At 65.9% G+C, this 23,678-nt stretch carries 21 protein-coding genes; 3 read left to right on the top strand and 18 right to left on the bottom strand.

Going from position 1 to position 23,678, the window contains the following annotated elements:
- Positions 1–25: 25 nt before the first annotated feature.
- The 5 genes from ACSE4D_RS04040 to ACSE4D_RS04060 all read right to left on the bottom strand — a co-directional run bounded on the left by ACSE4D_RS04040 (position 26) and on the right by ACSE4D_RS04060 (position 6,243).
- Positions 26–634 (bottom strand): type II secretion system F family protein, encoded by a 609-nt coding sequence (locus ACSE4D_RS04040; RefSeq protein WP_436326686.1) that lies wholly within the window; start codon positions 632–634, stop codon positions 26–28.
- The gene (locus tag ACSE4D_RS04045) at positions 634–1,326 is read right to left on the bottom strand and encodes a type II secretion system F family protein (protein WP_135537279.1); all 693 of its coding nucleotides are present in this window, start codon (positions 1,324–1,326) and stop codon (positions 634–636) included. The genes ACSE4D_RS04040 and ACSE4D_RS04045 overlap by 1 nt, the downstream gene beginning before the upstream one ends.
- Positions 1,323–2,495 (bottom strand): TadA family conjugal transfer-associated ATPase, encoded by a 1,173-nt coding sequence (locus tag ACSE4D_RS04050; protein ID WP_135537280.1) that lies wholly within the window; start codon positions 2,493–2,495, stop codon positions 1,323–1,325. The genes ACSE4D_RS04045 and ACSE4D_RS04050 overlap by 4 nt, the downstream gene beginning before the upstream one ends.
- Positions 2,492–3,499 (bottom strand): septum site-determining protein Ssd, encoded by a 1,008-nt coding sequence (gene ssd, locus ACSE4D_RS04055; protein ID WP_135537281.1) that lies wholly within the window; start codon positions 3,497–3,499, stop codon positions 2,492–2,494. Before ssd ends, ACSE4D_RS04050 begins: the two co-directional genes overlap by 4 nt.
- A gap of 245 nt (positions 3,500–3,744) precedes the next feature.
- Positions 3,745–6,243, bottom strand: coding sequence for a hypothetical protein (locus ACSE4D_RS04060; RefSeq protein ID WP_436326687.1), 2,499 nt, complete (start codon positions 6,241–6,243; stop codon positions 3,745–3,747).
- 338 nt (positions 6,244–6,581) lie between these two features.
- Here ACSE4D_RS04060 and acs point away from each other — a divergent pair, with 338 nt between their 5' ends.
- Positions 6,582–8,519, top strand: a complete 1,938-nt coding sequence (gene acs, locus ACSE4D_RS04065; RefSeq protein ID WP_436326688.1) for an acetate--CoA ligase — start codon at positions 6,582–6,584, stop codon at positions 8,517–8,519.
- Positions 8,520–8,684: 165 nt separating this feature from the next.
- Positions 8,685–9,092, top strand: a complete 408-nt coding sequence (locus ACSE4D_RS04070) for a phage holin family protein (RefSeq protein WP_135537283.1) — start codon at positions 8,685–8,687, stop codon at positions 9,090–9,092.
- Positions 9,093–9,160: 68 nt separating this feature from the next.
- On the opposite strand, the gene ACSE4D_RS04075 is transcribed toward ACSE4D_RS04070, so the two are convergent.
- Together ACSE4D_RS04075 and nth are read right to left on the bottom strand one after the other, a co-directional pair.
- Positions 9,161–9,892, bottom strand: coding sequence for an NUDIX hydrolase (locus ACSE4D_RS04075; RefSeq protein ID WP_135537284.1), 732 nt, complete (start codon positions 9,890–9,892; stop codon positions 9,161–9,163).
- Complete coding sequence (gene nth / locus ACSE4D_RS04080; RefSeq protein WP_425119332.1) at positions 9,889–10,698, bottom strand: endonuclease III; 810 nt, start codon at positions 10,696–10,698, stop codon at positions 9,889–9,891. The genes ACSE4D_RS04075 and nth overlap by 4 nt, the downstream gene beginning before the upstream one ends.
- Before the next feature lie 244 nt (positions 10,699–10,942).
- Between nth and ACSE4D_RS04085 the strand changes: the two genes are divergently transcribed.
- Positions 10,943–11,620, top strand: coding sequence for a Crp/Fnr family transcriptional regulator (locus ACSE4D_RS04085; RefSeq protein WP_135537286.1), 678 nt, complete (start codon positions 10,943–10,945; stop codon positions 11,618–11,620).
- A gap of 137 nt (positions 11,621–11,757) precedes the next feature.
- Here ACSE4D_RS04085 and ACSE4D_RS04090 read toward each other — a convergent pair whose 3' ends face one another.
- The 11 genes from ACSE4D_RS04090 to ACSE4D_RS04140 all read right to left on the bottom strand — a co-directional run bounded on the left by ACSE4D_RS04090 (position 11,758) and on the right by ACSE4D_RS04140 (position 23,592).
- Entirely contained in the window at positions 11,758–12,525 is a 768-nt protein-coding gene (locus ACSE4D_RS04090; RefSeq protein WP_135537287.1) for an MBL fold metallo-hydrolase, read from the bottom strand.
- The gene (locus tag ACSE4D_RS04095) at positions 12,522–13,499 is read right to left on the bottom strand and encodes a hypothetical protein (RefSeq protein WP_135537288.1); all 978 of its coding nucleotides are present in this window, start codon (positions 13,497–13,499) and stop codon (positions 12,522–12,524) included. The genes ACSE4D_RS04090 and ACSE4D_RS04095 overlap by 4 nt, the downstream gene beginning before the upstream one ends.
- Positions 13,489–13,962 carry a RidA family protein gene (locus ACSE4D_RS04100; RefSeq protein ID WP_135537289.1) on the bottom strand — a complete coding sequence of 158 codons (474 nt, stop codon included), beginning with the start codon at positions 13,960–13,962 and terminating at the stop codon, positions 13,489–13,491. The genes ACSE4D_RS04095 and ACSE4D_RS04100 overlap by 11 nt, the downstream gene beginning before the upstream one ends.
- Before the next feature lie 44 nt (positions 13,963–14,006).
- Positions 14,007–14,162, bottom strand: a complete 156-nt coding sequence (locus ACSE4D_RS04105; RefSeq protein ID WP_009883339.1) for a hypothetical protein — start codon at positions 14,160–14,162, stop codon at positions 14,007–14,009.
- Positions 14,163–14,419: 257 nt separating this feature from the next.
- Positions 14,420–16,741 (bottom strand): transglycosylase domain-containing protein, encoded by a 2,322-nt coding sequence (locus ACSE4D_RS04110; protein WP_425119330.1) that lies wholly within the window; start codon positions 16,739–16,741, stop codon positions 14,420–14,422.
- Positions 16,742–16,796: 55 nt separating this feature from the next.
- The gene (locus ACSE4D_RS04115) at positions 16,797–17,762 is read right to left on the bottom strand and encodes a metallophosphoesterase (RefSeq protein WP_135537291.1); all 966 of its coding nucleotides are present in this window, start codon (positions 17,760–17,762) and stop codon (positions 16,797–16,799) included.
- Positions 17,763–17,847: 85 nt separating this feature from the next.
- Positions 17,848–18,756, bottom strand: a complete 909-nt coding sequence (locus ACSE4D_RS04120) for a metal ABC transporter permease (protein ID WP_425119329.1) — start codon at positions 18,754–18,756, stop codon at positions 17,848–17,850.
- Positions 18,753–19,622 (bottom strand): metal ABC transporter ATP-binding protein, encoded by an 870-nt coding sequence (locus tag ACSE4D_RS04125; protein ID WP_425119328.1) that lies wholly within the window; start codon positions 19,620–19,622, stop codon positions 18,753–18,755. The genes ACSE4D_RS04120 and ACSE4D_RS04125 overlap by 4 nt, the downstream gene beginning before the upstream one ends.
- A 2-nt stretch (positions 19,623–19,624) precedes the next feature.
- Positions 19,625–20,698: a metal ABC transporter solute-binding protein, Zn/Mn family gene (locus tag ACSE4D_RS04130; RefSeq protein ID WP_425119327.1), complete on the bottom strand. Its 1,074-nt coding sequence runs from the start codon at positions 20,696–20,698 to the stop codon at positions 19,625–19,627.
- Between the two features lie 519 nt (positions 20,699–21,217).
- The gene (locus ACSE4D_RS04135) at positions 21,218–22,270 is read right to left on the bottom strand and encodes an aspartate-semialdehyde dehydrogenase (protein WP_135537295.1); all 1,053 of its coding nucleotides are present in this window, start codon (positions 22,268–22,270) and stop codon (positions 21,218–21,220) included.
- The gene (locus ACSE4D_RS04140) at positions 22,267–23,592 is read right to left on the bottom strand and encodes an aspartate kinase (RefSeq protein WP_135537296.1); all 1,326 of its coding nucleotides are present in this window, start codon (positions 23,590–23,592) and stop codon (positions 22,267–22,269) included. Before ACSE4D_RS04140 ends, ACSE4D_RS04135 begins: the two co-directional genes overlap by 4 nt.
- Positions 23,593–23,678 lie beyond the last annotated feature (86 nt).

Consider the following 23,678-nt stretch of genomic DNA (forward strand, 5'->3'; position numbering starts at 1 on the left):
CGGCTGCGACCGAGGATCCGGCCGTTCAGAAGAACACGGTCGTGATGTCGGAGAGGAGGGAGATGACGACGGGGACGACGGACAGCAGCAGGAATGCCGGCAGGATGCACACACCCAACGGCAGCACGAGCTGCACGCCCAGGGCCGCAGCGGCTTCCTGCCGGCGACGGCGTGACGAAGCCCGCAGCTCCTTGGCCACGGATTCGATGAGCGGTGCCGGCCCGACGCCCGAGTGTTCGGAGAATTCGAAGACCTCGAGCACCGGCAGCAGCCGGTCGTCGTCAGCGAGTTTGCGGCCGCCGATCGTCATCGCCCGCCCGATCCGCCGCAGACCCGACCGGTCGCCGGTCGCTTCGGCCGTGAGCGTCAGTGCCACGGGAATCGGCAGGCCCGAGGTCAGGCAGATCGCGACCAGATCGAGGTCGAAGGCCAGCTGGTCATCGGCGACGGCACGAGCAGTCCCCGCACGGGAGTGCCCGGGCCCCGGTTCGGTGGGGGCCGCCTCGGTGATGGTGGGATCCTGTTCCTTTCCCGGCTCGCCGAGGAGGCTGCGCAGGCGGCGGTCGGTCGAGCCCGCCCACAGCAGAACTGCCAGGGCGATGAAGACTCCGGTGAGCACGGGCAGCATGATCATCACCTCTGGGCTCGCCGCATCATCGTCCGCATCCACCACCGGCCGAGGACATACAGGGCCAGACCGGCGCCGATGCTCAGCTGTCCCGGCAGCCCGGTGATGAGTTCGAGGGGTCTGACCCCGATGAGCAGACCCAGGCCGATGCCGATGAGCGGCAGCCAGCTGAGCACCCGCACCGTCGACTTCGGTCCGGCCATGGCGATCCGGCGTTCGCGTTCGGCGTCGAGAGCGTCGCGTTGGGCGGCGGCGTAGCGCAGGATCATCTCGGCTGCGGGTGCTCCGGAACGTTCGGACACCGTCCACACCGCCGCCATGCCGGAGAGCACCTCGGCGGCGGGGCCGGGAAGGTCGGTGCTGTGGGCGGCGATGGCACGGCCCGGTTCCTCCCCGAGGCCGATCGCCCGCGCAATCGGTGCCAAGGCATCGTTCTGCCGGCTCAATGTCACGATCACCGCCTGTGGAGTCATCCCCACCTTGAGCAGGTGGGCGCAGTTCTCCACGGCCGCGATCGCCCACAATCGATCGGTCCGCGCATCCGGTGCCCGGCCGCCTCGGCGAAGGAATCCGGTCGCTGTCGGTCGCGGTTCGGTCTCGGCGGCGGGGTGGAGCAGTTCACGCAGCCGCGCACCCGCGTCCAAGGGCGCGGCCAAAACGATGCCCAGGGCCACGAGGACGGCGGTGGCGATGATCATCCCGCGGACTTCTGTTCGAGCACGGCTTCGAACCGGGCCAAGGCGCGCCGGTTGGCCGTCCCCGACGATGACGGCGACGGTCGGCCCCACACGGGTTCCATCACCACACCGGTGCTTCCGGTGCGGGTTGGGATCGCGAGTTCCGTGACACCGCGGTGGGAACCGGTCCGGCGCAGGTGGATGACGAGGTCGATGGCCGTGGAGAACTGGGAGAACACCGCCTCCGGCGTCATCTTCGCCAGGGCGCCGAGTGCGGCGACTCGGCTGGGCACGGCATCGGCGGTGTTCGCGTGGATCGTCGCGCACCCGCCTTCGTGTCCGGTGTTGAGTGCGGTGAGCATGTCTCGCACCTCCGCCCCGCGACACTCGCCGACGACGAGGCGGTCGGGTCGCATCCGCAAGGCGTTGCGCACAAGATCGGCCATGGTCACCTCGCCACCGCCTTCGACATTGGCCTGCCGGGCGGCGAGCGCAACGACATGCGGGTGGGTGACGATGAGCTCCCGGGAGTCCTCGACGATGACGATGCGCTGGACGTCTTCGACGAGGGAGAGCAGAGCGCCGAGGAGGACCGTCTTCCCCGTGCCCGTTCCGCCCGAGATGAGGATGTTCGCCCGTGCTGTGACCGCCTCGGTGAGCAGGGGGCTGACCTCGTCGGGGACGAATCCCTCTGCGCACAGCTGAGAAAAGGGGAACCCGGAGCGTTTGGGCACGCGGAAGGAGATCGTCGTGGTCTCCCCGGAGATGGGCGGAACGATCGCGTTCATCCGCACCCCGTCGGGCAGGCGGACATCGACATAGGGGCTGGAGTCATCGAGGCGGCGCCCGCCGAGTGCCGCCAGACGCACCGCCAGGGATCGCACTTCGTCTTCGGACCCCAATGACAGGTCGAGCAGGCGGGGTCCGTCACCGGTGTCGGAGAAGATCTCCCGCGGTCCGTTGACGAAGACGTCGGTGGTGCCGGGCACCTCGAGCACGGCCTGCAGGGGCCCGGCACCGGACAGTTGGGCCGAAAGCCGAGTGACGAGTTCGAGCAGGGCGGCAGAACCGAGCACCCGTCCGGTGCGTTGGACCGCCTCGGCGACGGCGGCCGTGGTCACCGGCCCGGGCTTGTCGAGCAGGGTCTTGCGGACATCGGCGACGAGGGAGGCATCGAGCCATTCGCTCATTCCACCCACTCCCCCAGCAGACGGTCGACGAGGCGGCCGAGGTGGGCGCCGCCGGGGATGCCCTCCCCGCGGTCGACGGCGGCGGATAGTCCTCGGTCGTCACGAATGCTTCCGGCCAGGTTCAGTCCGATCGAGTCGGCGAGGAGGTCGGCGTCGAGGCCGCCGGCCCCGGTCTCACGGACGACGAGGCGGACATCGGGGTGGGCGTGGGACAGCCGTTTCGCCACCTGGGAGGAGGCGACGGCGGAGCGGACTCGCGCCGGGGAGACGAGGAGGACATGGTGGCAGCGGCGGGTCCACTGCGGTGGGGCGTGGCGGGGCAGGTCGACGATGACGAGGTCGAAGGCCTGACCGGCAGCGGCGAGGAAGTCGTCGAAGACGTCCGGGTCGAGGTCGACGGTGTCGTCACGTCCCCAGGACAGCAGCGCGAGGCCTTCGTGGCGGGGCAGAGCGTCGGCCAGCGTCGACGGACGCAGCTGTCCGCGGGAGGCGCTGAGGTCGGTCCAGCGGGGCCCGGGCACCTGTTCGGCACCGAGGACGAGGTCGAGTCCGCCGCCGAGCGGGTCGGCATCGACGAGGACGGTGCTGACATCGGTCCCGGCTCTTCTGGCCAGGGCGCAGGCGAGCACGGAGGCACCGGCTCCCCCGCAGCCGGCGACGACGCCGACCGTGGTGCCTGGGACGTTGGGAGGTTCGATGGCCGCGATCATCCGCCCGCTCAGCCATTCTGCTGCCGCGGGCAGCACCGCCAGCTGGTCCACACCGAGGTGGGCCGCCTTCGCCCAGGTCGAACCGGGCTCGTCACCGTCGAGGACGACGAGGATTTTGTCGGCGCGGTCGGTGGCAGGAGCTTCTCGCACGTCTTCGCCGAGGAGGATCAGTGACGCTGACTGCCAGCCTCCGGAGTCGGGTGGCAGAACGGTGAGGGCGATGCCGATGCTTTCGGCGACGCGGGCGCATTCTTCGGTGATCGCGCCGAGGTCGGTGATGAGGGCTACCTGCATGGCGTGAAGCCTGCCCGCAGCACGCGGGCACCGACCAGGCCGCAAGAACCTCCTGTGGATGGGATGGCGAAGGGGCGCCTCCTGTGAGTTCGAGTCACAGGAGGCGCCCCTGTCGGTGCCGCTGGGGTCATCGCCCAGGTCAGCCGTGCTGCGCCAAGCAGCCGGTCACGCGTGGCCGGGCCCGGGGGCGCCGGCCGGTCCGTGTTTCATCCACAGCACCGGTGTGTGAGTGGATGCGCACCGGTTCAGCCGCGCTGGATTCCCTCGATGTTGCGCAGGATTCCTTCGCTGCCGTCGGTGTCGCGGACCTTGAACCAGGAACCGTTGTCCTCGAGGCTGAGGTACCAGTCGCCCGGGTAGATCGTGAACACGGGCAGCCCGGTCGTCGGATCCACGGCTTCACGCGGCTCGGGAACGGCGAACCAGAACGCCTGGACGATGGTGCGGCCGCCGTCCTGCTCGTTGCCCTGGTCGTTGCCCTGGCCCGCGTGGGTGCCGCCCTGGCCGGCATCGGCCGGAACCGGCTCATTGTCGATGGCGGTCTGAGCCACGGTGTCGTCGTCCGTGCGGTCCGATCCCGAGTTCGCCGGGTTCTCGGCCTCGGGACGGTTCCGGTAGCTGGCGACGGGCACGTACTGCGTCGGCTCTTCGCTTTCGGGAGCCTCGGTGCGCTCCGAACGGGTGGCGGTCCCGTCGGCCGCAGGGACGACGTCCTCACCGGCTGGGGTGTTCACTGCAGTCGCCTCGGAGACCCCGATGTTGGCATTGTCCTCGGCGGCGTCCGACGCAGAGGCGCCGGCCGGCTGTGAAGCCGACTCCGACTGTGATGTCGGAGACGGCTGCTCGATCGACTCCTGCGGGGAGTCCGCCTGCTCTGCGGAGCCGGACTGCGGTGCGGAGCCTGACGGAGACTCGGAGGCGGAATCGGACGAGGAGTCCGTCACGGGCTTCGCTCCGGTGTCTCCTCCGTCGATGGCCGCGTCTTCGGCAGTTCCAACGTTCGTGTCCGAGGTCTTGGCGTTGACCTTCGACACGAGGTCGCTGCTCTCCGCCGGCGAGACGACCGTCGGTGCCTCGTCCTCCGACACTGGGGCGGAGTCCGCGGTCGCAGTGGGTTCGGCGGAGCCCTGAGCCTCGTTCGTCTCAGCAGTGTCTGAGTCCGGTGCGGCGTGGCGGCCGCGGCGACGCTCGGAGTCCGAGTGCGCTGCGGCGACCCCGGCCGCCGCAGCGCCGGCACCGATCACACCGGCGCCGGCAGCCGCTGCCCCGGCGCCTGAATGCGTCTCGTCACCGGATTCTGTCGGCTGGTCAGCACGGGCCTCGCTCTGATCGTGGCCGGCGCCGACGCCGAAGGTCTGAGTCGGCTCGCTCTGTGAGTGCTGCGGAGCGTGCGAATCTCGACGGCCGAGGTAGGTCTGTCCGTCGCCGGTGCTGTGGACCGGTCCGTCAGCGTTCGAATGCTCCGGAGAGGCCGCGAAGGCATTGCCCGAACGTTCAGCGTCCTGCTGCTGCGGCGGCGCATAGGGGTTGGGCTGCTGCGCCTCGTCGGGCTGCCCGAACCGCGGCTGGTCCGGCTGCCCGAACCGCGGCTGGTCCGGCTGCCCGAACTGCTGCTGGTCCGGCTGCTGGCCGGGCTGCCCGGAAGCGGCGAACTGGTTCTGACCGAACTGGTCGCCTCCGGTCTGATGCGGCTGACCGGCCTGACCCGGCTGACCGGGTGCACCGAATGCGGCTGCTCCGGGGTGGCCCGGTCCCGGCTGACCCTGTCCGGGCTGACCCAATCCCGGCTGACCTGCCCCGGCAGGAGCCGAACCGTAAGGAGCGAACCCGGGGCCGCCGGCGTTGCCGCCGGGAACATTGGCCACCGGCGCCGGATGCGGCGTGTGCTTGGAGACGGGACGTGCCTTCGGATGGGTTTCGATGGCTTCGCGAACGGCGAATTCCTGAGCGAAGAAGGGGATCATCGTGAAGACGCCGGCGAAGAAGGCGATCAGCGCGGCGAAGAACGTCAAGTAGGCGCCGACGTGCCACAACATGACCGAAGTGATCAGATCGACGAACGCGAAGGCGAACGCGACAGCCGATACCGCCGAGATGAATTGATCGAGGCTGAGCGAGCCCACCCGCATACGACCGTTGCCGAGCTTATTGACGAGTACGGCCGCGACGATCAGCAGGATCGCCAGCACCTCGAAGACGAGCGGGCCGATTGTGGTGATATGCCAGTGCCACAGGGTGTGAGAGTACCCGAAATAGAAATCGCTGCGATTGGGCACGAACAGTGCGATGAACGCGAGGAGACCGGCGAACAGGAGGAAGAGGTCCCGCAGAGTCAGAGGACCGATGAGACCCGGGCCGGTCTTCTGCTTGGGTGCAGGAGCCTGACCGAACTGTCCGGGCGCGGAACCGTAGGGTCCAGGACCCGAACCATAGGGTCCGGGTGCCGAGCCGTATGGGCCAGGGCCCGAACCGTATTGTGCCGGTGCCGGCGCCGGGGCCGAACCATAGGGTCCCGGTGCCGCGGCGTTCTGGCCGGGTGCGGAACCATAGGGGCCGGGGGCGGAACCGTAGGGCCCGGGTGCGGAGCCGTAGGCCTGACCTGGTCCGGAGGCGACCGGCCCTGGACCTGATCCGTAGACGGGCGGCTGGCCGCCGGCCTGCGGTGCGTTCTGGCCTGGGTGCTGCGGGGGCTGATCCTGCCACGGATGCGGCCCGGACCCGGTTGGATGCTGCGGCGAACTCATCGCTCACTCCACTCGATCTTGGGGAAAAGGAACAGTGTTGCGGTGCCTGCACGGGACGAATCCCGACAGACTCTGCCCCCCATCCTTGCAGAACACAGGGTGCCTGCGCACTCATCTGCGCATACTGAACTGCACTCGGATCCGTCCTCGTCCCCTCGCCGAGGCGGCCCACCGTCCTCGTCGACCACACCGGCTTGCCTGTGACCTATACCACGCAATTGTCGTCATGGCTACCCCCGATTCCACCGTTCATCGGCCGAAACTGCCCGTCTTCGTCCCCGTCTGCGGGTATACAGTGCAACTAGAATTTCGATCCACCAAAGATGTCGGAGGGAAGAATGACCGAAACCACTGCCGAGCAGACCGAGACCTTTGCACCGCCTGAGCAGTTCGCGGCCAGTGCCAATGTCAAGGCCGACGAGTACGAACGTGCCGATGCCGACTACTTGAGCTTCTGGGCCGAACAGTCTCGTGAGCTCGTCGACTGGAACGCCGACTTCGGTGAGGTCCTCGACTGGACGAACCCGCCGTTCGCGAAATGGTTCGTCGGTGGCAAGCTCAACGTCGCCTACAACTGCCTCGACCGTCACGTCAACACCGGCAACGGCGACCGTGTGGCCATCAACTTCGAAGGCGAACCGGGCGACTCCCGCTCTTACACCTACGCCGAACTCCTCGCCGAGGTGTCGAAGACGGCGAACACACTCACGGACCTGGGTGTGAAGGCGGGAGACCGGGTGGCCATCTACCTGCCGATGATCCCCGAAGCGATGATCTCGATGCTCGCCTGCGCCCGCCTCGGCGCGGCCCATTCGGTCGTCTTCGGCGGATTCTCCGCCGACGCTCTGCGCTCGCGCATCATCGACGCAGAGGCCCGCGTGGTCATCACCGCCGACGGCAGCTACCGCCGCGCCAAACCCACCAGCCTCAAGCCCGCCGTCGATGAGGCCCTGTCCGCCGGCGACACCCCTGTCGAGCATGTCCTCGTCGTCCAGCGCACCGGTCAGGACGTCGACATGGTCGACGGCCGGGACCAGTGGTGGCACGACACCATCGGTCAGGCCAGCGACCAGCACGAATGCGAATTCTTCGACTCGGAGAACCCGCTGTTCATCCTCTACACCTCCGGCACGACCGGTCGGCCGAAGGGCATTCTCCACACCTCGGGCGGCTACCTCACCCAGGTGCTGTACTCGATGAAGGCCGTCTTCGACATCAAACCCGAGACCGATGTCTTCTGGTGCACCGCCGACGTCGGCTGGGTCACCGGGCACTCCTATGTCACCTACGGCCCACTGGCCGCGGGTGCCACCCAGATCGTCTACGAAGGCACCCCCGACACCCCGCATCAGGGCCGTTGGTGGGAGATCATCGAGAAGTACAAGGCCACGATCCTCTACGCCGCACCGACGGCTATCCGCACCTTCATGAAGTGGGGAGAGGACATCCCGGCGAAGTACGACCTGTCCAGCCTCCGCCTGCTCGGCAGCGTGGGCGAACCGATCAACCCCGAAGCCTGGCGCTGGTACCACCGTGTCATCGGTGCCGAGCGCTGCCCGATCGTCGACACCTGGTGGCAGACGGAGACCGGCGCACACATGATCGCTCCCCTGCCCGGAGTGCTCTCGACCAAGCCCGGCTCCTCCCAGCGCCCGATCCCTGGAATCTCCGTCGACGTCGTCGACGATTCGGGTGAGAACCCGGCCGGCCCCGAGGGCGGTCTCCTCGTCATCCGTCAGCCGTGGCCGGCGATGCTGCGCGGCATCTGGAAAGACCCGGAGCGCTTCAAGGAGACCTACTGGTCACGGTTCGAGGACACCTATTTCGCCGGGGACGGCGCCCGCCGCGACAAGGACGGCGACATCTGGTTCCTCGGCCGCGTCGACGATGTCATGAACGTCTCCGGGCACCGCTTGTCGACCGCGGAGATCGAATCCTCGCTCGTCGCTCATTCCAAGGTCGCCGAGGCGGCTGTCGTCGGCGCTGCGGACGACACCTCCGGTCAGGCCGTCGTCGCCTTCGTCATCGTCTCCAACGGCGTCGAGGATTCCGCTGAGACGGCCGAGGAGCTGCGCCAGCATGTGGGTAAGGACATCGGCCCGATTGCGAAGCCGAAGAAGGTCCACATCGTCACCGACCTGCCGAAGACCCGGTCGGGAAAGATCATGCGCCGTCTGCTCAAGGACGTCGCAGAGAACCGGGAGGTCGGCAACACGATGACGCTCGCCGATGCCTCGGTGATGGATGGCATCGAGAAGTCGGTGGCGAACTCCTGAGACATTCAGGGCAGACCCGCCGGTGACAGCGGACGTTCTCGAGGAACGTTCCGGCCTGGATCCGGCGGGTTTTCCTCGGATTCTCGCCGATTCGCCTTTGGCCGCAGGGCGCCTTCAGACTACTCTTAAGTTAGATTGTCCTCGTTCTCGATATAGGAGCTCCCCATGGCCGAACGGTCGATCAGCGAACTGATCAAAGGCATCAGCGACGACTCCAAAGCAGTCGCCGAGGAAGAGATCGCTCTGGCCAAGGCCGAAGCCACTGCCGGGGCGAAGAACCTGGGCATCGGCGCCGGCCTGGCCATCGTCGCCCTGTTCTTCCTCTTCCTGTCCTCCTTCATGGTGATCTTCGCCGGTGCGGCTGCGTTCCATGAGGGACTCGGCTGGCCGTGGTGGGGAAGCTTCCTCATCGTCTTCGGCATCCTCGCCGTTCTCGCGATCGTCCTCGTCCTCGTCGCCCTCCCTCTGCTGAAGAAGGGCAATCCGGTGCCGGGCACCGCGATCGGCTCGGCCAAATCGCTCATCGCTTCGGTCAAGCGCGCACTGAAGAACCCCTCGGGCCCCCGGTACTGACACCACTCCATCACTGAAACACTGAGGCGGCGCTGGACTTGAAGTCCAGCGCCGTCTCTGTCTCTGTTTCAGAAATCGATGCCGATGGGCGCTTGCTTGTCCCAGTCCCCGGCCCAGCCGAGGTGGTCAAGCGCGAAATCGAGGATGCCGGCAGTGAAGCCCCACACCTTGAGCACACCGACATCGAAGGCCGGAGTCGAGATCTTGAGGTCGGGACGGGTGAAAGTGCCGCGGTTGGCAGGAGCGACGAGATCAGCGATGGACACACGGTAGACGGAATAGGATTCGCGTTCGTCCATCACCTGCACCGCACCCGGCCGCCGCCAGTAGCCGATGACCGGGGTGACCTCGAACTTCGAGACGGGAATGTAGAGGGGGTCCATCTGTCCGAGGACCTCCACGGTGGTCGGGGCGATCCCTGCTTCCTCCTCAGCCTCACGCAGGGCGGCCGCGGCCATGGAATCGTCCTCCGGGTCACGTCCACCTCCCGGGAAGGCCACCTGCCCCGGATGATGGCGCAGGGTCGCGGCCCGCTGCAGGAGCACGATGTCGACATCATCGACCCCGAATTCGGCCAGGCGCGCGGTCTCGGCCTCACCCGCCTCGGTGCGGGGTGCTCCCCCGCGGCCGAAGAGCATAAGCACGGCGGCATCTCTGACCTGGCCCGCCTGCGAGCTCTTCTGCCTGCGCAGCCACAGAGGGGAACCGTGGGAGGTCGCGAGATCTTCGAGCTGACCGCGCAGCGCCCCGTCGGCGATGGTCGCGGACTCCGGCGGCAGGTCCGGGATGCCGGTGCTCACTGGTCGTCCTCGGAAGCGTCGGCAGTGGTCCGGGCTGTCGTTGCCGGGGCGGTCGCCTCGGCGACGGTGGCTTCCGGGGCCATTTCGAATCTGAGCATGGCGCGGGCCTTGTCGGGGTCGAGTTCGCCGATTCCGAAGGAAGGACACAGGGCCGCCAGCGGACAGGCCCCGCAGGCGGGCTTGCGGGAGTGGCAGATGCGGCGGCCGTGGAAGATCACCCGGTGGGACAGAAGGGTGAGGTCCTTCTTCGGGAACAGGGCGGCGATCTCATGTTCGGCCTTGACCGGGTCGGTCTCCTCGGTCCATCCGAAGCGGCGGGCGAGCCGACCCATGTGGGTGTCGACGGTCAGGCCGGGGGTGTCGAAGGCGTTGCCGAGGACGACGTTCGCGGTCTTGCGGCCGACCCCGGCGAGTTCGACGAGCTTGCTGAGCTTGTTCGGCACCACCCCGTCGTATTCGTCGACGAGTTCGTTCGCGAGTCTGACGATGTTGCGGGCCTTGGCGCGATAGAAGCCGGTGGAGCGGATGTGCTCCTCGACCTCGATGAGATTCGCGACGGCCAGCGAATGGGCGTCGGGGAAGGCGGCGAACAGACCCGGGGTGACCGCGTTGACGCGGATGTCGGTGGTCTGCGCGGACAGGACGGTGGCGATGAGCAGCTGGAACGGGGTCTCGAAGTCGAGTTCGCATTGTGCGTTCGGATACACCTCGGCGAGGATCCGATGGATCTTCCGGGCTCGGCGGGTCCGCCCCAGCGGGGTCTCCTTCGCGAACTTCCGCGCGCTCTTCTCTGCCACCGTCAACACGGCTCACCATCCTAATCCGTACCCAGGAATTCCGCAGTTGCCCCGCTCACATCCGTGGCTCGGGCCGACCGGGCGAATCGGGTGGGGCGGGCGGACGGGTTGTGGGAATGGCTTCAGCGTCTCAGGCGTTGGAGGCCGGTGGGACGGGTTTTCATTTTGGTGGGCCCTACTCCCGCGTCTTTGCTGGTATCGATGCAGATGACCAGGTAGATTTGTGTGTGATTATCACGACAAGGAGGAACCAGTGGATATTGAAGTGGTGCGGGGCGCGACGCTCTTCGCAGGTCTGGACGATGAAGCCACCAGTGCATTGATGAAGTTCATGAACCCGCGGAGTCTCCGTCGGGGCACCGTGCTCTTCCATGAGGGCGATGCCGGTGACGAGCTCTACATCGTCTCCTCGGGCAAGCTCAAGATCGGCCGTGAATCCTCCGATGGCCGTGAGAATCTGCTGTCCGTGGTCGGCCCCGGCGAACTCATCGGCGAGCTCAGCCTCTTCGATCCGGGCCCACGGTCCACTTCCGTCACCGCTGTCTCCCAGTCGGAGCTGCTCAGCCTCAAGCACGAGGACCTGACCACCTGGCTCAACGAGCGTCCGCAGGCCGCGATGAACCTGCTCAAGGCTTTGGCTCAGCGTCTGCGTCGGACGAATGAGACCGTCGGCGACCTCGTGTTCTCCGATGTGCCCGGTCGTGTCGCCAAGGCGCTGCTCGACCTCGCCGCCCGCTTCTCGAAGCCGGCTCCCGACGGTGTGCTCGTCGCCCACGACCTCACCCAGGAGGAGCTCGCACAGCTCGTCGGTGCCTCTCGTGAGACCGTCAACAAGGCCCTGGCCGACTTCGCCGCCCGCGGTTTCATCCGCCTCGAGGCTCGCTCCGTCGTCATCCTCGACATGGACCGGATGCGCAACCGCGCCCGCTGACCCTCTCAGCGGCCCGAGCGCCGAGCACGACGAAACGCCCCGACCGGTCGGTTGGGGCGTTTCGTCGTGTACGGGGCGTATCGCCGCGCTCGGGGCGCGTGCTGTGCGGGTGCGGCGAGCAGGTCCCGCCTGTGCTCTCAGGCGTCGTCGGCGGCGGGCAGAGCGTCGAGGTAGGCCAGTTGGGCCTTGACGATCTGTTCGGCTGCGGGACGCACGCTGACGTCGACGTCGTGGTAGACGATGTCGCACACCTCGGAAGCAGTGGTGGCACCGCGTGCGAGGGCGGCTTCGACCTGCTCGATGCGTTCGCGTCGGTGGGAGCGGTAGTAGTCGATGACCTCGGCGGGATTATCGATGCGCGGGCCGTGCGCGGGTTCGATGATCGCGTACTCCCCCGCGTCGAGCAGCGCCCTGAGACGGTCGAGGGACGCGAGATAGTCGCGGAGGGACCCCTCGGGATGAGTGACGATCGTCGTCCCCTCCCCGAGGATCGTGTCGCCGCTGTACAGCGTCCCCGCATGGATGAGGCTGATGCTGTCGCTCGTGTGGCCGGGGGTGGCCACGACGCGCAGAACGTCGGCGGCGGTGTCGCCGAAGGGGATCTCGTCGCCGTCGGACAGCGGATCCGTGTGTCGGGCGAAGCGGCCGAGCACGGCATAGACGGGCACTTCGGGGGCCCACTGTTCGATGCTTCCCAGCATCTCCGAATGGTCGGCGTGCTGGTGGGTGAGGACGATGGCGCGCAGATCACGATCAGCCACCTCGGCGAGGAAGGCCCCCCGGTGCTCTGCCAGCTCCGGGCCGGGATCGATGATCACTGCGGAGCCGTCGTCCTGGCTGGTGAGCACGTAGGTGTTCGTCCCGCTCAGGGTCATCGGGCCTGGATTGTTCGCACGGATTCTCATGAGTCCTCGTCTTCGTCGTCTGTACTGTCGTCACCGTCGTCATCGCTGCTGAATGTCAGGAAGCCGGGATTGTGGTCGTTGTCGATCTCGCCCACGGCGATCGCCCGATCACGCAGCGAACCCTTGCTGTGCGGATCCTTCCCGGTCTGGATAACGACCTTCCATTCGCCGTCGTCGTTGATGATCTCCGGCCGCAGCGGGTGGGCGTTGCGGATCTGGGCCATGGCCGCACCCACGCTCGCAACCTCGGCAAAACTTTCGACGATGAGATGGGTGGCGGCACCGATGCTGTCGGGATCGCCGCCGACCTCGGCGAGGATCTGGCCCGGGCGTTTCCATCCGCCGGAGGTCTCGTTCGGTGACAGGAAGTCGACCTCTTGGCCGAAAGGCACGGTGGCGATGAAGAACGTGGTGTCGAAGCGGTGCAACTGGGTGGGAGTGTTGATCCAGCGCAGCCATGGCTTGCACAGATCCGGGCGCAGACGCAGGTCGCGGTCGCGCAGGACCTGGGACCACGAGACCTCGTTGGAGAACAGCCGAGATCGGGTAGAGCGCCAGTCCGTCTGCGGGGCGGCCACGATCTCCCGGTCGATGTCTTCGGCGAGCAGGATTCCGGTGGCAGCGAAAGTGATGCGGGCGGCCGCGGAGAAATGGTGGAGAGCACGAGATTTGTTCTCGATGCTCAGTGCCCGGGCACAGCGGGCCGAGTTCCATCCGGCCAGGGGCAGTTTGCGCACATCACCGGGGCGCAGACTGCTGGAGGGAAACGCCCACCGGTTGCGGTCCTCGACCCCGCGGGCGTCGAGCTGCCGGGTGATGAAGAGTTCCAGACCTTCCGAGGCGTCCCGGATGAGCACGATCGCCGAGGTGGGTCGGGGCGCCTCGGGGACGGGCCACCGTCCGTCGGACTGCCAGTGGTCGAGCAGCCACCGCAATTCCGACGAGACGGCAAGGGTGCGTCCGCTAAGCGGCATCGCCTGCGACCTCGACGACGACCTCGACCTCGACGGGCGTGCCCAGAGGAAGTGTGTTCACGCCGACGGCGCTGCGAGCGTGCTGTCCGCGATCGCCGAAGATCTCTCCGTAGAGTTCGGACACGCCGTTGATGACAGCCGGCTGCTGGGTGAAATCGTCGGCAGAGTTGACGAAGCCGGTGACCTTGACGACGCGCACGACCTTGTCGAGGTCACCGATGACACCGGCGATCGCTGCCAGAGCGTTGAGCCCGGCGGTGCGGGCCAACTGGTAACCGGTGTCGACGTCGACGTCGGTGCCCAGGTGGCCTGTCGCCGGCAGTTTGCCGTCGACGACGGGCAGCTGGCCGGAGGTGTAGACATAGTTTCCGGTGCGCAGGGCGGGGACGTAGACGCCGGCGGGTACGGCGATCTCGGGCAGTTCGAGGCCCAGTTCGGCGATGCGGTCAAGGGTTTGGGACATGGTTCCTCTTTCGACGTGGGGTGCGGAAGCCTGACGGGTTCAGATCATTCCTTCGGACGCTTGAGGTAGGCGACGAGTCCGTTGTTGTCCGGTCCCGGAACGACCTGGACGAGCTCGTAGCCGTCTTCGCCCCACTGATCGAGGATCTGCTTCGTCGCATGGACGATGAGCGGCACGGTGACGTATTCCCACTTGGTCATGATTCTCCTCGGTGACGGGTGCGTCGGCGGTCTGATTCTGCCGGCTCTGTCCCGGCTCGGTCGACGACGCGGTTGTGTTCCCCAGACTAACCCAGTCCGTCTCAGCTGAGCACCTCAGCCGAGGGGCGGACACTCCTCCGATCGAACACGCCTGAGGGCGGGGAGGATGATCTCATCCTCCCCGCCCTCAGACATCGTGTGAACGGATCTCAGCCGGCTTTTGACGGGCTGCCGCGGCTCGACTCGGTTGCGCTGGCTCAGTTGCCGCCGAGGCCGGGAGCTTCGTCCTCGTCCCCACCGTCGCCGCCGTTGTCTCCGCCGCCGGTGCCGCCACCGCCGCCGTTGTTGCTGCCTCCGCCGCCGTTGTTGCTGCCTCCGCCGCCGTTGCCGCCGCTGCGGTTCGGGCCGGTCGAGGACCCGCCTCCACCGCCGGAGCCGCCACCGGAGAAGTACTTGCTGCTGGGCTTCGGGAAGCCGGTGTTGCCCTTGGTCTCTCGCGCTGCCTGGCTCATATAGGCCTGCCAGGTCTTACCGGAGAGCGTGGCACCGTAGATCTGGCCACGGACCGCACCGGCACCGTTGGTTCTCCAGTCCCGCGTTCCATTGGGATCACCGGTCCAGACCGCGGTCGCCAGGGTCTTGGTGAATCCGAGCAGCCAGGTGTGGCCGACTTCGAAGTTCGTCGTACCGGTCTTGGCACCGGCAGGAACGCCGATCTTCAGCGAGCTCGTCGTACCGCCGTTGAAGGTCTGGGTCAGGGCGTAGGCGACGCCCTTGGCCACTTCCTTATCGAGCACGCGCTTACAGCCTTCACCCGGAACGTCGAGCTTCTTGCCCTTGCGGTCCTTGATCTCGGTGATCGGCTTCGGTCCGCAGAACTCACCTTCATTCGCGAAGGTTGCGTAGGCCGCGGCCATAGCGATCGGAGTGGTCTCCGTCGTACCGAGGATCGATGAAGGTGACAGCGCCTGGATGAAGCCGGACTTGTTTTCATAGTCCAGCGACTCGCCGCTGCCGTAGCGGATGCCCAGATCCATAGCCGTATCCATGATCTTGCACATGTTCAGCTGGTTGCCGATTGCGGCATAGCCGGTGTTGACCGAATGCTTCGTGGCGTCGAGCACCGTCATCGACCCGTTGCCCTTACCGTCACCGGCGTTGTTCGGGTCCCAGTCTCCGGCCATACTCGGGCAGCCGTCGTACTTCCACGAACTGGCCGGGAAGTTCCGTTTCGTCGCGTTCACGGTCGCGTTGAGACTCTTGCCCGACTTCAGCCAGGTTGTCAGCACGAAGGGCTTCCAGGTCGAACCGACTTGGAAACCGCCGCCTCCGCCGTGCCTCTTGTCGACCGTGTAGTTGATCGAGGTCTTCTTGTACCTATCCTTCTTCTTGACGTCGCCAACCGTGTACTCACGATTCTCGGCCATGGCGATGACCTCACCGGTGCCCGGCTCGATCGTCACCAGAGCGTGACCGGCGCCGGAGGGATCGCCGACGGGGACGCGCTTCTTGACCTCTTTGTCCGCGATCTTCTGGATGTCCGGCTTGAGGCTGGTCTTGATCGTCAGACCACCGCGTTGGAGGAACGCGATGCGCTCCTCGACGGTTTTTCCGAATGTCTCGTCGTTCTTGATGACATTCTCGACATAGTCGCAGAAGAACTGCGCATTGCTCTTCGCCGACGAACAGCCGTTCGGGGTCTCATGCAGATCGAGATCAAGGTCGGTCTTGACCGCCTTGTCGTATTCCTTCTGGGTGATGTGCTTGTACTTGAGCATCTGCCCGAGCACCGTATTGCGGCGCTTGAGCACCTGGTCGGGGAACCGCTGCGGGTTGAACGCCAAGGGGTTCTGCACGATTCCTGCCAGCATCGCCGACTGCTGGATGTTGAGATCCTTGGCGTGGATTCCCCAGTATCGATAAGCGGCAGCTTCGACGCCGTAGACGTTCGGGGAACCCGAATAGTTGTTGATGTTCATGTAGCGGTTGAGAATCTCCTTCTTGTCGTACTTCTTCTCAACCGCGACAGCGAGCTTGGCCTCGCGCAGCTTACGCGCGTATCCGGCAGTGCCGTCAGATTCCTTCGCTGCTGCCACACCTTCGGAGTCCTCCTCGGCGTGGGCATTCTCTGCGAGCACGTTCTTCACATACTGCTGGGTCAGGGTCGATCCGCCCTGAGTCGTCGAGGACACCATATTGTGCACCGCTGCACGGGCGATGCCCTCGATGTCGACGCCGCCGTGCTCGAAGTACCGGTAGTCTTCGACCGCGATCGTCGCGTTCCGCATGTCTTCTGAAATCTTGTCGAGGGGCACCTCTTGGCGGTTCTGCCAATAGAACTCCGCGATCTCGGAACCGTCGGAGGCAAGCATCGTCGACTTCTCGCCGAGGTCCTTGATCTCCAGGGTGGCCGGAAGAGAATCGAAGATCTCGACCGCACTGTTCGCACTGGCTGTGGCTACGCCGACTCCGGGGATGGCAAGACCGGCGGCGACGATGCCGGCGACCGCGCTGACGGCCACGAACTGCATGAACGCGCCCATTTTGGTCGGAGTGGGATTTGACTCAGGAGACACCATGCGAACCAGTTTAACGAATAGGCCTTGTGCAAATCTTCAGAAACCGCTGAATGGGTCAGGCCTTCGCGACGAGTTCGAGGACGCTGACTTCCGGCCGACAGGCGAAACGCACTGGTGAGTAGGGTGAGAACCCGAGACCGGCCGAGATCGCCACGCGGCTTTCCCGGTAGGCGAAAACGCCTCTCGCGCGTGTCCGGTCGAGATCGCAGTTCGTCACGGGCGCGCCCCAGAAGGGCACGCGGATCTGTCCGCCATGGGTGTGCCCGGCCATGATGAGATCCGCCCCGGCCGTGGCGAACGCCTCCAAGGTCCGCGAATACGGGGCATGGGTGACACCCACCTTGAGTCCGGCGGCGGAGTCGAAGCGCGGAAAGTCGAGGGTCCCCTCGCCCGGCTCTCCCCCACTCCAGCTGATTCGGTCACGATCGATATGGGCATCGCCGAGTCCGCGGAAGTCGATGCGGGTGCCCTTGATCGTCAGGGACGCCTCGGCGTTGTCGAGGAAATGCCAACCGCTCCCCACCGCGGAGCCGCTGCCATCTGGGTCGGCAACCGGGCTGCCGGCCGTGCCTTCGAATCCTCGGATGAGGGCCTTGACGTCGAGGTCGGGTTCGACCCGGTGTTTGACTTCCGATGGTGAGCGCAGATACTTCGCAGGATTCTTCGCCTGTGGGGAGAAGAAGTCGTTGGAACCGAGCACGAACACGCCGGGAACGTCGAGGAGTCCGGAGAAGACATCGAGGACGGTCGGGACGATGTCGGCTGAGAGGTTGTCACCGGTGTTGACCACCAGGTCGGGTTCGAGGCGGGTGAGCGCCTTGACCCAGGAAGCGCGATGCTTCTGCCAGGGGGCCAGGTGCAGGTCGGCGACGTGGAGGACCCGGATGGTCTCCGCCCCGGCGGGCAGGAGCGGCAGGGTGTGGTGACGGATCGCGAAGAGGTGCGGTTCGATGGCCGCACCCCAGATGCCGGCGGCCGTGGGAGCGGCGAGAGCACCGGCGAGGAGAGCACGCTTCTTCATTTCCCCAACTCTATCCGCTCCCCGAACTACCTGACGGCGGCCCAGCAACCTCGCGCGAGGTTGCTGGGCCGCCGTCAGGTGGTAATTAGGGGGTGGTGACGGGAGTGTTGTGCTCCTTCGCGGCCCGCGCGGCGCGGCGACGGTGCAGGGCTTTCATCCGCCGGCCTCCGGCGAGGCGGCAGATGATGTAGATGAGAAACGAGATCGTCGTGACGAAGGGACTGATCGGCACGACCGGTGAGCCCAGAGCGATGAGGATGCCGCCGACCGAGGCCGTGACGGCGAAGATCACACTGAGCACCGGCACCCACACCGGCGAGGCCGAGAGCTGTGTAGCGGCGGCGGCCGGGGTGATGAGCAGCGCGAGCACGAGGAGGACTCCGACGACCTGCACGCTCAGTGCCACCGCCAGCCCGAGTGTGAGCATGAAGACGATGGTGAGCACCGAGACCGGAACTCCCTTGGCTCGGGCCACCTGCGGGTCGAGGCTGGAGAACATGAGCGGACGCCACACGATCGCCAACACCACGAGCACCCCGAGGGCACAGATGATGAGGGTGAGGATCTGGCCCGGAGTGATCGCGACGATCTGCCCGGTCAGCAACCCGAACTTGCTCGCCGCTCGCCCGTCGTAGAGAGCGAGGAAGAGGATCGCCAGCCCCAGGCCGAAGGGCATGAGGACACCGATGATGGCGTTCTTCTCCGAATCCTTGGCCCCACCGATGCCGATGATGAGTGCCGCGAGGATGGATCCGACTATCGAGCCGACCACGACGTCGAAGCCGATGAGCAGGGCGAAGGCAGCTCCGGCGAAGGAAAGCTCGGAGACTCCGTGGACGGCGAAGGGAATGTCCCGCGCCATGACGAAGACGCTGATGAGTCCGCCGACGACGCCGAGCAGCGCGGCGGCGATGAGCGAGTTGGATAGGAGGGCGACGAGTTCGCCGTAGTCCTCGAAGGTGAAGAGGTTGGCGAAGATCTCGGAGACGCTCATCGGTTCACCACCGTCCCGTCGATGTCGAAGGAGTCATCGGGCAGATCGTGGTGGTCGACGCATTCCTCTTCCCCGCCGACGACGACGAGGCGACCGCCGACCCTGACCACGTCGACCGGGGACCCGTAGAGGCGGGACAGGGATTCGGTGGTCATCACTTCCTCGGGGGTGCCGACGAGGAAATGCCCGCCGACGATGTAGAGCACCCGATCGACATAGGGCAGGATCGGGTTGATCTCGTGGGTGACGAAGACGACCGCGGCCTCCCGTCGGACCCGCTGTTCGTTGAGCAGCGACGCGACGACCTTCTGATGGTGCATGTCCAGGGACAGCAGCGGTTCGTCGCACAGCAGCACGGATGGGTCATTGGCCAGGGACTGCGCCACCCGCAGTCGCTGCAGCTCACCTCCGGAGACGGTGCCCGCGGGCGCATCCGCATAGTCGGTGGCGCCGACGGCGGCGAGGAGTTCGTCGACCTTCTTCCGCCGACCCCGGGAGAACAGGCTCATCCCCCACCGATGGCCGTCGATGCCCATTCGGACCAGGTCCCGGCCGCGCATCGGTGTGTGCGGGTCGATTCCGCGCTGTTGGGGAATGTAGCCGATGGCCGGATTCCCCGAATGCACCGCGGCCCCAGCCACCTCGGCGGTGCCCGACGACAGGGAGTTCTGTCCCAGCAGCACCTTGAGCAGGGAGGTCTTGCCGGTGCCGTTGGGTCCGAGGACGGCGATGAACTCCCCCGGCGCGACGTCGAGGTCGAGGTCGTGCCACAGCACGCGCGGGCCGAACCGCAGTTCGGCATCGCGCAGTCGAATCACCGGCTCCCGAGGTATTGAGGGTGCGGAAGCGTCGGATTCTTTGGCCATAGTCAGTGCTTGTGTCCTTCGAGTGCTGTCGAGATTTCGGTGATGTAGTCGCCCATCCAGTCCGCGTAGTGCTCACCTTCCGGCATGGTCTCGCCGAGGTCGATGATCGGAACATCGGACTTCTCGGCCGTGGCCTTGAGCGCTTCCGCCTGCGGACCGGCCGCTTGAGTATTGTATCCAAGCAGCACGGCTTCCCCGTCGGAGATCTGCTTCTGCGCGGCTTTGAGCACCAGCGGCGGCACATCATTGCCCTCTTCGACGGCGGCGAGGAACTCCTCGGAGGTGACGTTCTCCAGCCCCATGTCGGCAAAGAGCCACAGCGGCACAGGCTCGGTCGCCGCGACCTTCTCCCCGCCGTGGTCCTTCTTCACCGCATCGATGTCGGTCTGCAGCTCGTCGAGTTCGGACTTGTAGTCCTTCGCGTTCGCTGTGAACTCGTCCTTGTGGTCGGGCAGTTCCTCGCCGAGGTGGGTCGCCACTTCGTCGACGAGTTTCGTCATCGTCGGCACCGAGTACCAGAGATGTTCGTTGAACGATCCGTGATCGTGGTCGTGGCCCTCATGATCTTCGCTTTCCTCGGAGTGGTCGTGGCCCTCTTCCGAGTGTTCGTCATCGTCGTGGGTGTGTCCGCCGCCGTGGGCCTCTTCGTCCTCCTCGCCCTCACCATGGTCGTGGTCGTGCGGCTCATTGCCGAGACCTTCGGAGCCGGGCAGACCGGAGATCGCCACGGTGTCGATGGTCGTGACTTCAGTGCCCGAAGCTTCGAGCATCGTGGTCATGAACGCATCGTAGCCGCCGCCGTTCTCGACGACGAGGTCGGCCTTCGAGAGTTTGAGGCGGTCCTGGGTGGTCGCCTCGTAGGAGTGCGGGTCCTGGTTCGGATCGTCGATGATCGGGCTGACGTCGGCGAAGTCGCCGGCGACCTGAGAGACGATGTCGGCGTAGACGTTCGTCGAGGTCACTACGCGCAATTGGCTCGAGTCCGAGTCGGAGGAGCCTCCCCCGCAGCCGCTGAGGACCAACGCCGTGGAGGCCGCGATGGCTCCGGTGGTGAGAACGATGCGGGAAGCTGGCATGAGGGGCCTTTCTGAGGCGGTGGTGTGTTTGCGACATCGTCGACGATACTCAGATGAAGGGTCGGCCACTAATATAAATATTTATATATAGCAACGCATTTATGCGTCACCCGTCGCCAGGGAGATGTCTCGTCCGCACCTGCCCTCTTCTGTCTCTCAAGCAGCGCGAAGCTCGACTCCAGTAGCGCAAATCCCAGCTCAAGTAGCGCGAAGCTCGAAGCAACCAGCGCGAAATCCGGCTCAAGTAGCGCGAAGCCCGAAAAGCGCGCCGCTGGCGGAACGTTTTTCGCGTTTCGCGCTACCTGAGCGACCAGACTCCTCTCTCGCGAGACGCAGAACCGCCCGAGAGTCTCCTCCCGGGCGGTTCATCGTTCGGCGACCGGCTTCTTCAGCCTCCACCGGCCAGCAACCGGCTTCTTCGGCCCTCAGCGGTCAGTTGACGGTTGCCTTCAGTCTTCAGCAGTCCGCTGCCGGCTTCTTCGGCCTTCAGCAGTCAGTTGCCGGTTGTCACAGTGCCGGTCAGGCGGCCTTCGCTTCGAGCTTGGCGGCCAGCAGCGCAGCGATCTGCACCGTGTTCAGCGCCGCGCCCTTGCGCAGGTTGTCGTTGGCGACGAAGAGGACGAGCCCCTTGCCGGCCGGAGCCGACTGGTCGGCGCGGATGCGACCGACGAAGCTCACGTTCTGTCCGGCAGCCTTGAGCGGCGTCGGCACGTCGTCGAGGGCAACGCCGGGAGCCTGGCTGAGGATCTCCGTCGCCTGTTCGGGGCTGATCTCGGAGTCGAACTCGGCGTGGATGCTCAGGCTGTGTCCGGTGAACACCGGCACGCGCACGCAGGTGCCGGCAACAAGAAGCTCGGGCAGGCCGAGGATCTTCCGGCTTTCGTTGCGCAGCTTCTTCTCCTCGTCCGTCTCGTTCTGACCGTCGTCGACGACCGCTCCGGCCATCGGCAGGACGTTGAACGCGATCGGTTCGACGTAGTTGTCCGGTTCCGGCAGGGTCACCGCGGTGCCGTCGGTGGTGAGCTTGCGGGCATCGGAGATGCCGGCTTCGAGCTGCCCGGCGAGCTCCTCGACTCCCGACAGTCCCGAACCGGACACCGCCTGGTACGTGGACACGATGAGACGGGTCAGACCGGCCTTCGCGTGGAGAGCCTTGAGCACGGGCATCGCGGCCATGGTCGTGCAGTTCGGGTTCGCGATGATGCCCTTGGGCAGCTCATCGAGGGCCTCGGGGTTGACCTCGCTGACGACCAGCGGGACCTCCGGGTCCGAACGCCAGGCCGAGGAATTGTCGACGACGGTGACGCCGGCGGCGGCGAAACGTTCGGCCTGTGCCCGGGAGGTGGCCCCACCCGCGGAGAACAGGGCGATGTCGAGTCCGCTCGGGTCCGCCTGGGCGGCATCCTCGACGGTGATCGGCTGACCCTTGAAGTCGATGGTCTTCCCAGCCGAACGGGCCGAGGCGAACAGCCTCAGGGTCCCGATCTCGAATCCGGGATCGTCGGCCAGAAGGTCGAGCATGACGCCTCCGACCTGGCCGGTGGCTCCGACTACTCCAACATCCACACTCATCGTCCGGTACCTCCGTACACCACGGCTTCGTTGTCTTCGCTGTTGAGTCCGTAGGCGGCGTGGGCGGCACGGACCGCGTCGTCGAGCAGATCTGCTCGGGTGACGACGCTGATGCGGATCTCCGAGGTGGAGATCATGTCGATATTGACCTGGGCTTCACTGAGTGCCTCGAACAGGGTCGCGGTCACACCCGGGTGGGACCGCATTCCGGCACCGACGACGGAGAGCTTGCCGATCTGGTCGTCGTAGCGAACCTGGTCGAAGCCGATCTCGGCCTTCACCGCGTCGAGGGCTTCGAGTGCCTTCGCACCGTCGGCCATGGGCAGGGTGAAGGAGATGTCCGTCTTGCCCGGTTCGCGGGTGGAGATGTTCTGGACGATCATGTCGATATTGGCTTCTTGCTTCGCCAAGGTCTTGAAGATCTCGGCGGCCTTGCCTGGGACGTCGGGAACACCGACGATCGTGACTTTGGCTTCCGAGCGATCATGGGCGACGCCGGAGATGATTGCCTGTTCCATGGTGGACTCCGTTTCTGATTCCGCTGCCGGGGTCGAGGAACCCCGTCCCTGTCGGAAGGCTTCGGGGATGGGTGAATCGGTCACCCAGGTACCTTGGTTGCGAGAGAATGAGGACCGCACGTGCACAGGCACGTTGTAGCGGCGGGCGTATTCGACGCAGCGGAGCATGAGGACCTTGGCGCCTGAGGCGGCCATCTCCATCATCTCCTCGTAGCCGATCTCATCGATCTTGCGCGCCGAGGGCACGATCCGCGGGTCGGCGGTGAAGACACCATCGACATCGGTGTAGATCTCACACACATCGGCATCGAGGGACGCGGCCAACGCCACAGCCGTGGTGTCGGAGCCGCCGCGGCCGAGCGTGGTGATGTTCTTCGCGGTCTGGCTGACTCCCTGGAACCCCGCGACGATGGCAACGTATCCCTCGTCGAGGGAGGACCGGATCCGGCCGGGGGTGACATCGATGATGCGGGCCTTGCCGAACTGCTCATCGGTGATGACTCCGGCCTGGGAGCCGGTGAAGGATTGGGCTTCGAAGCCGAGATTGGCGATCGCCATGGCCAGGACCGCCATCGAGATGCGCTCACCGGCGGTCAGCAGCATATCGAGTTCGCGGGCGGGTGGCATGGGGGAAACCTGTTGGGCTAAGTCGATGAGATCATCGGTACTGTCACCCATGGCCGACACCACAACTACTACTTCGTGGCCGGCTTGACGGTACTCGACAATTCGTTTGGCCACCCGCTTGACCGATTCCGCATCGGCTACCGAGGACCCACCGAACTTCTGGACGACTATGCTCACTGCAGTATCTTCCTTATCGCTGATAAGTTCCGTGCCAGGCGATCGATTCCATGGTTCCACGCATGGAGGTCTCGTGCTTCATCGAT

Source organism: Brevibacterium sp. FAM 27836 (assembly GCF_051351055.1).
In the GTDB taxonomy this organism is placed as follows: domain Bacteria; phylum Actinomycetota; class Actinomycetes; order Actinomycetales; family Brevibacteriaceae; genus Brevibacterium.

What these genes read in the sequence shown, in the direction of transcription:
- ACSE4D_RS04135 (WP_135537295.1), bottom strand. Translation starts at nt 22,270, where the DNA reads ATGAGTGTGGATGTTGGAGTAGTCGGAGCCACCGGCCAGGTCGGAGGC.
- ACSE4D_RS04060 (WP_436326687.1), bottom strand. Translation starts at nt 6,243, where the DNA reads ATGAGTTCGCCGCAGCATCCAACCGGGTCCGGGCCGCATCCGTGGCAG.
- ACSE4D_RS04090 (WP_135537287.1), bottom strand. Translation starts at nt 12,525, where the DNA reads ATGAGAATCCGTGCGAACAATCCAGGCCCGATGACCCTGAGCGGGACG.
- acs (WP_436326688.1), top strand. Translation starts at nt 6,582, where the DNA reads ATGACCGAAACCACTGCCGAGCAGACCGAGACCTTTGCACCGCCTGAG.
- ssd (WP_135537281.1), bottom strand. Translation starts at nt 3,499, where the DNA reads ATGCAGGTAGCCCTCATCACCGACCTCGGCGCGATCACCGAAGAATGC.
- ACSE4D_RS04105 (WP_009883339.1), bottom strand. Translation starts at nt 14,162, where the DNA reads ATGACCAAGTGGGAATACGTCACCGTGCCGCTCATCGTCCATGCGACG.
- ACSE4D_RS04100 (WP_135537289.1), bottom strand. Translation starts at nt 13,962, where the DNA reads ATGTCCCAAACCCTTGACCGCATCGCCGAACTGGGCCTCGAACTGCCC.
- ACSE4D_RS04045 (WP_135537279.1), bottom strand. Translation starts at nt 1,326, where the DNA reads ATGATCATCGCCACCGCCGTCCTCGTGGCCCTGGGCATCGTTTTGGCC.
- ACSE4D_RS04130 (WP_425119327.1), bottom strand. Translation starts at nt 20,698, where the DNA reads ATGCCAGCTTCCCGCATCGTTCTCACCACCGGAGCCATCGCGGCCTCC.
- ACSE4D_RS04040 (WP_436326686.1), bottom strand. Translation starts at nt 634, where the DNA reads ATGATCATGCTGCCCGTGCTCACCGGAGTCTTCATCGCCCTGGCAGTT.
- ACSE4D_RS04110 (WP_425119330.1), bottom strand. Translation starts at nt 16,741, where the DNA reads ATGGTGTCTCCTGAGTCAAATCCCACTCCGACCAAAATGGGCGCGTTC.
- ACSE4D_RS04120 (WP_425119329.1), bottom strand. Translation starts at nt 18,756, where the DNA reads ATGAGCGTCTCCGAGATCTTCGCCAACCTCTTCACCTTCGAGGACTAC.
- ACSE4D_RS04070 (WP_135537283.1), top strand. Translation starts at nt 8,685, where the DNA reads ATGGCCGAACGGTCGATCAGCGAACTGATCAAAGGCATCAGCGACGAC.
- ACSE4D_RS04050 (WP_135537280.1), bottom strand. Translation starts at nt 2,495, where the DNA reads ATGAGCGAATGGCTCGATGCCTCCCTCGTCGCCGATGTCCGCAAGACC.
- ACSE4D_RS04125 (WP_425119328.1), bottom strand. Translation starts at nt 19,622, where the DNA reads ATGGCCAAAGAATCCGACGCTTCCGCACCCTCAATACCTCGGGAGCCG.
- ACSE4D_RS04095 (WP_135537288.1), bottom strand. Translation starts at nt 13,499, where the DNA reads ATGCCGCTTAGCGGACGCACCCTTGCCGTCTCGTCGGAATTGCGGTGG.
- ACSE4D_RS04115 (WP_135537291.1), bottom strand. Translation starts at nt 17,762, where the DNA reads ATGAAGAAGCGTGCTCTCCTCGCCGGTGCTCTCGCCGCTCCCACGGCC.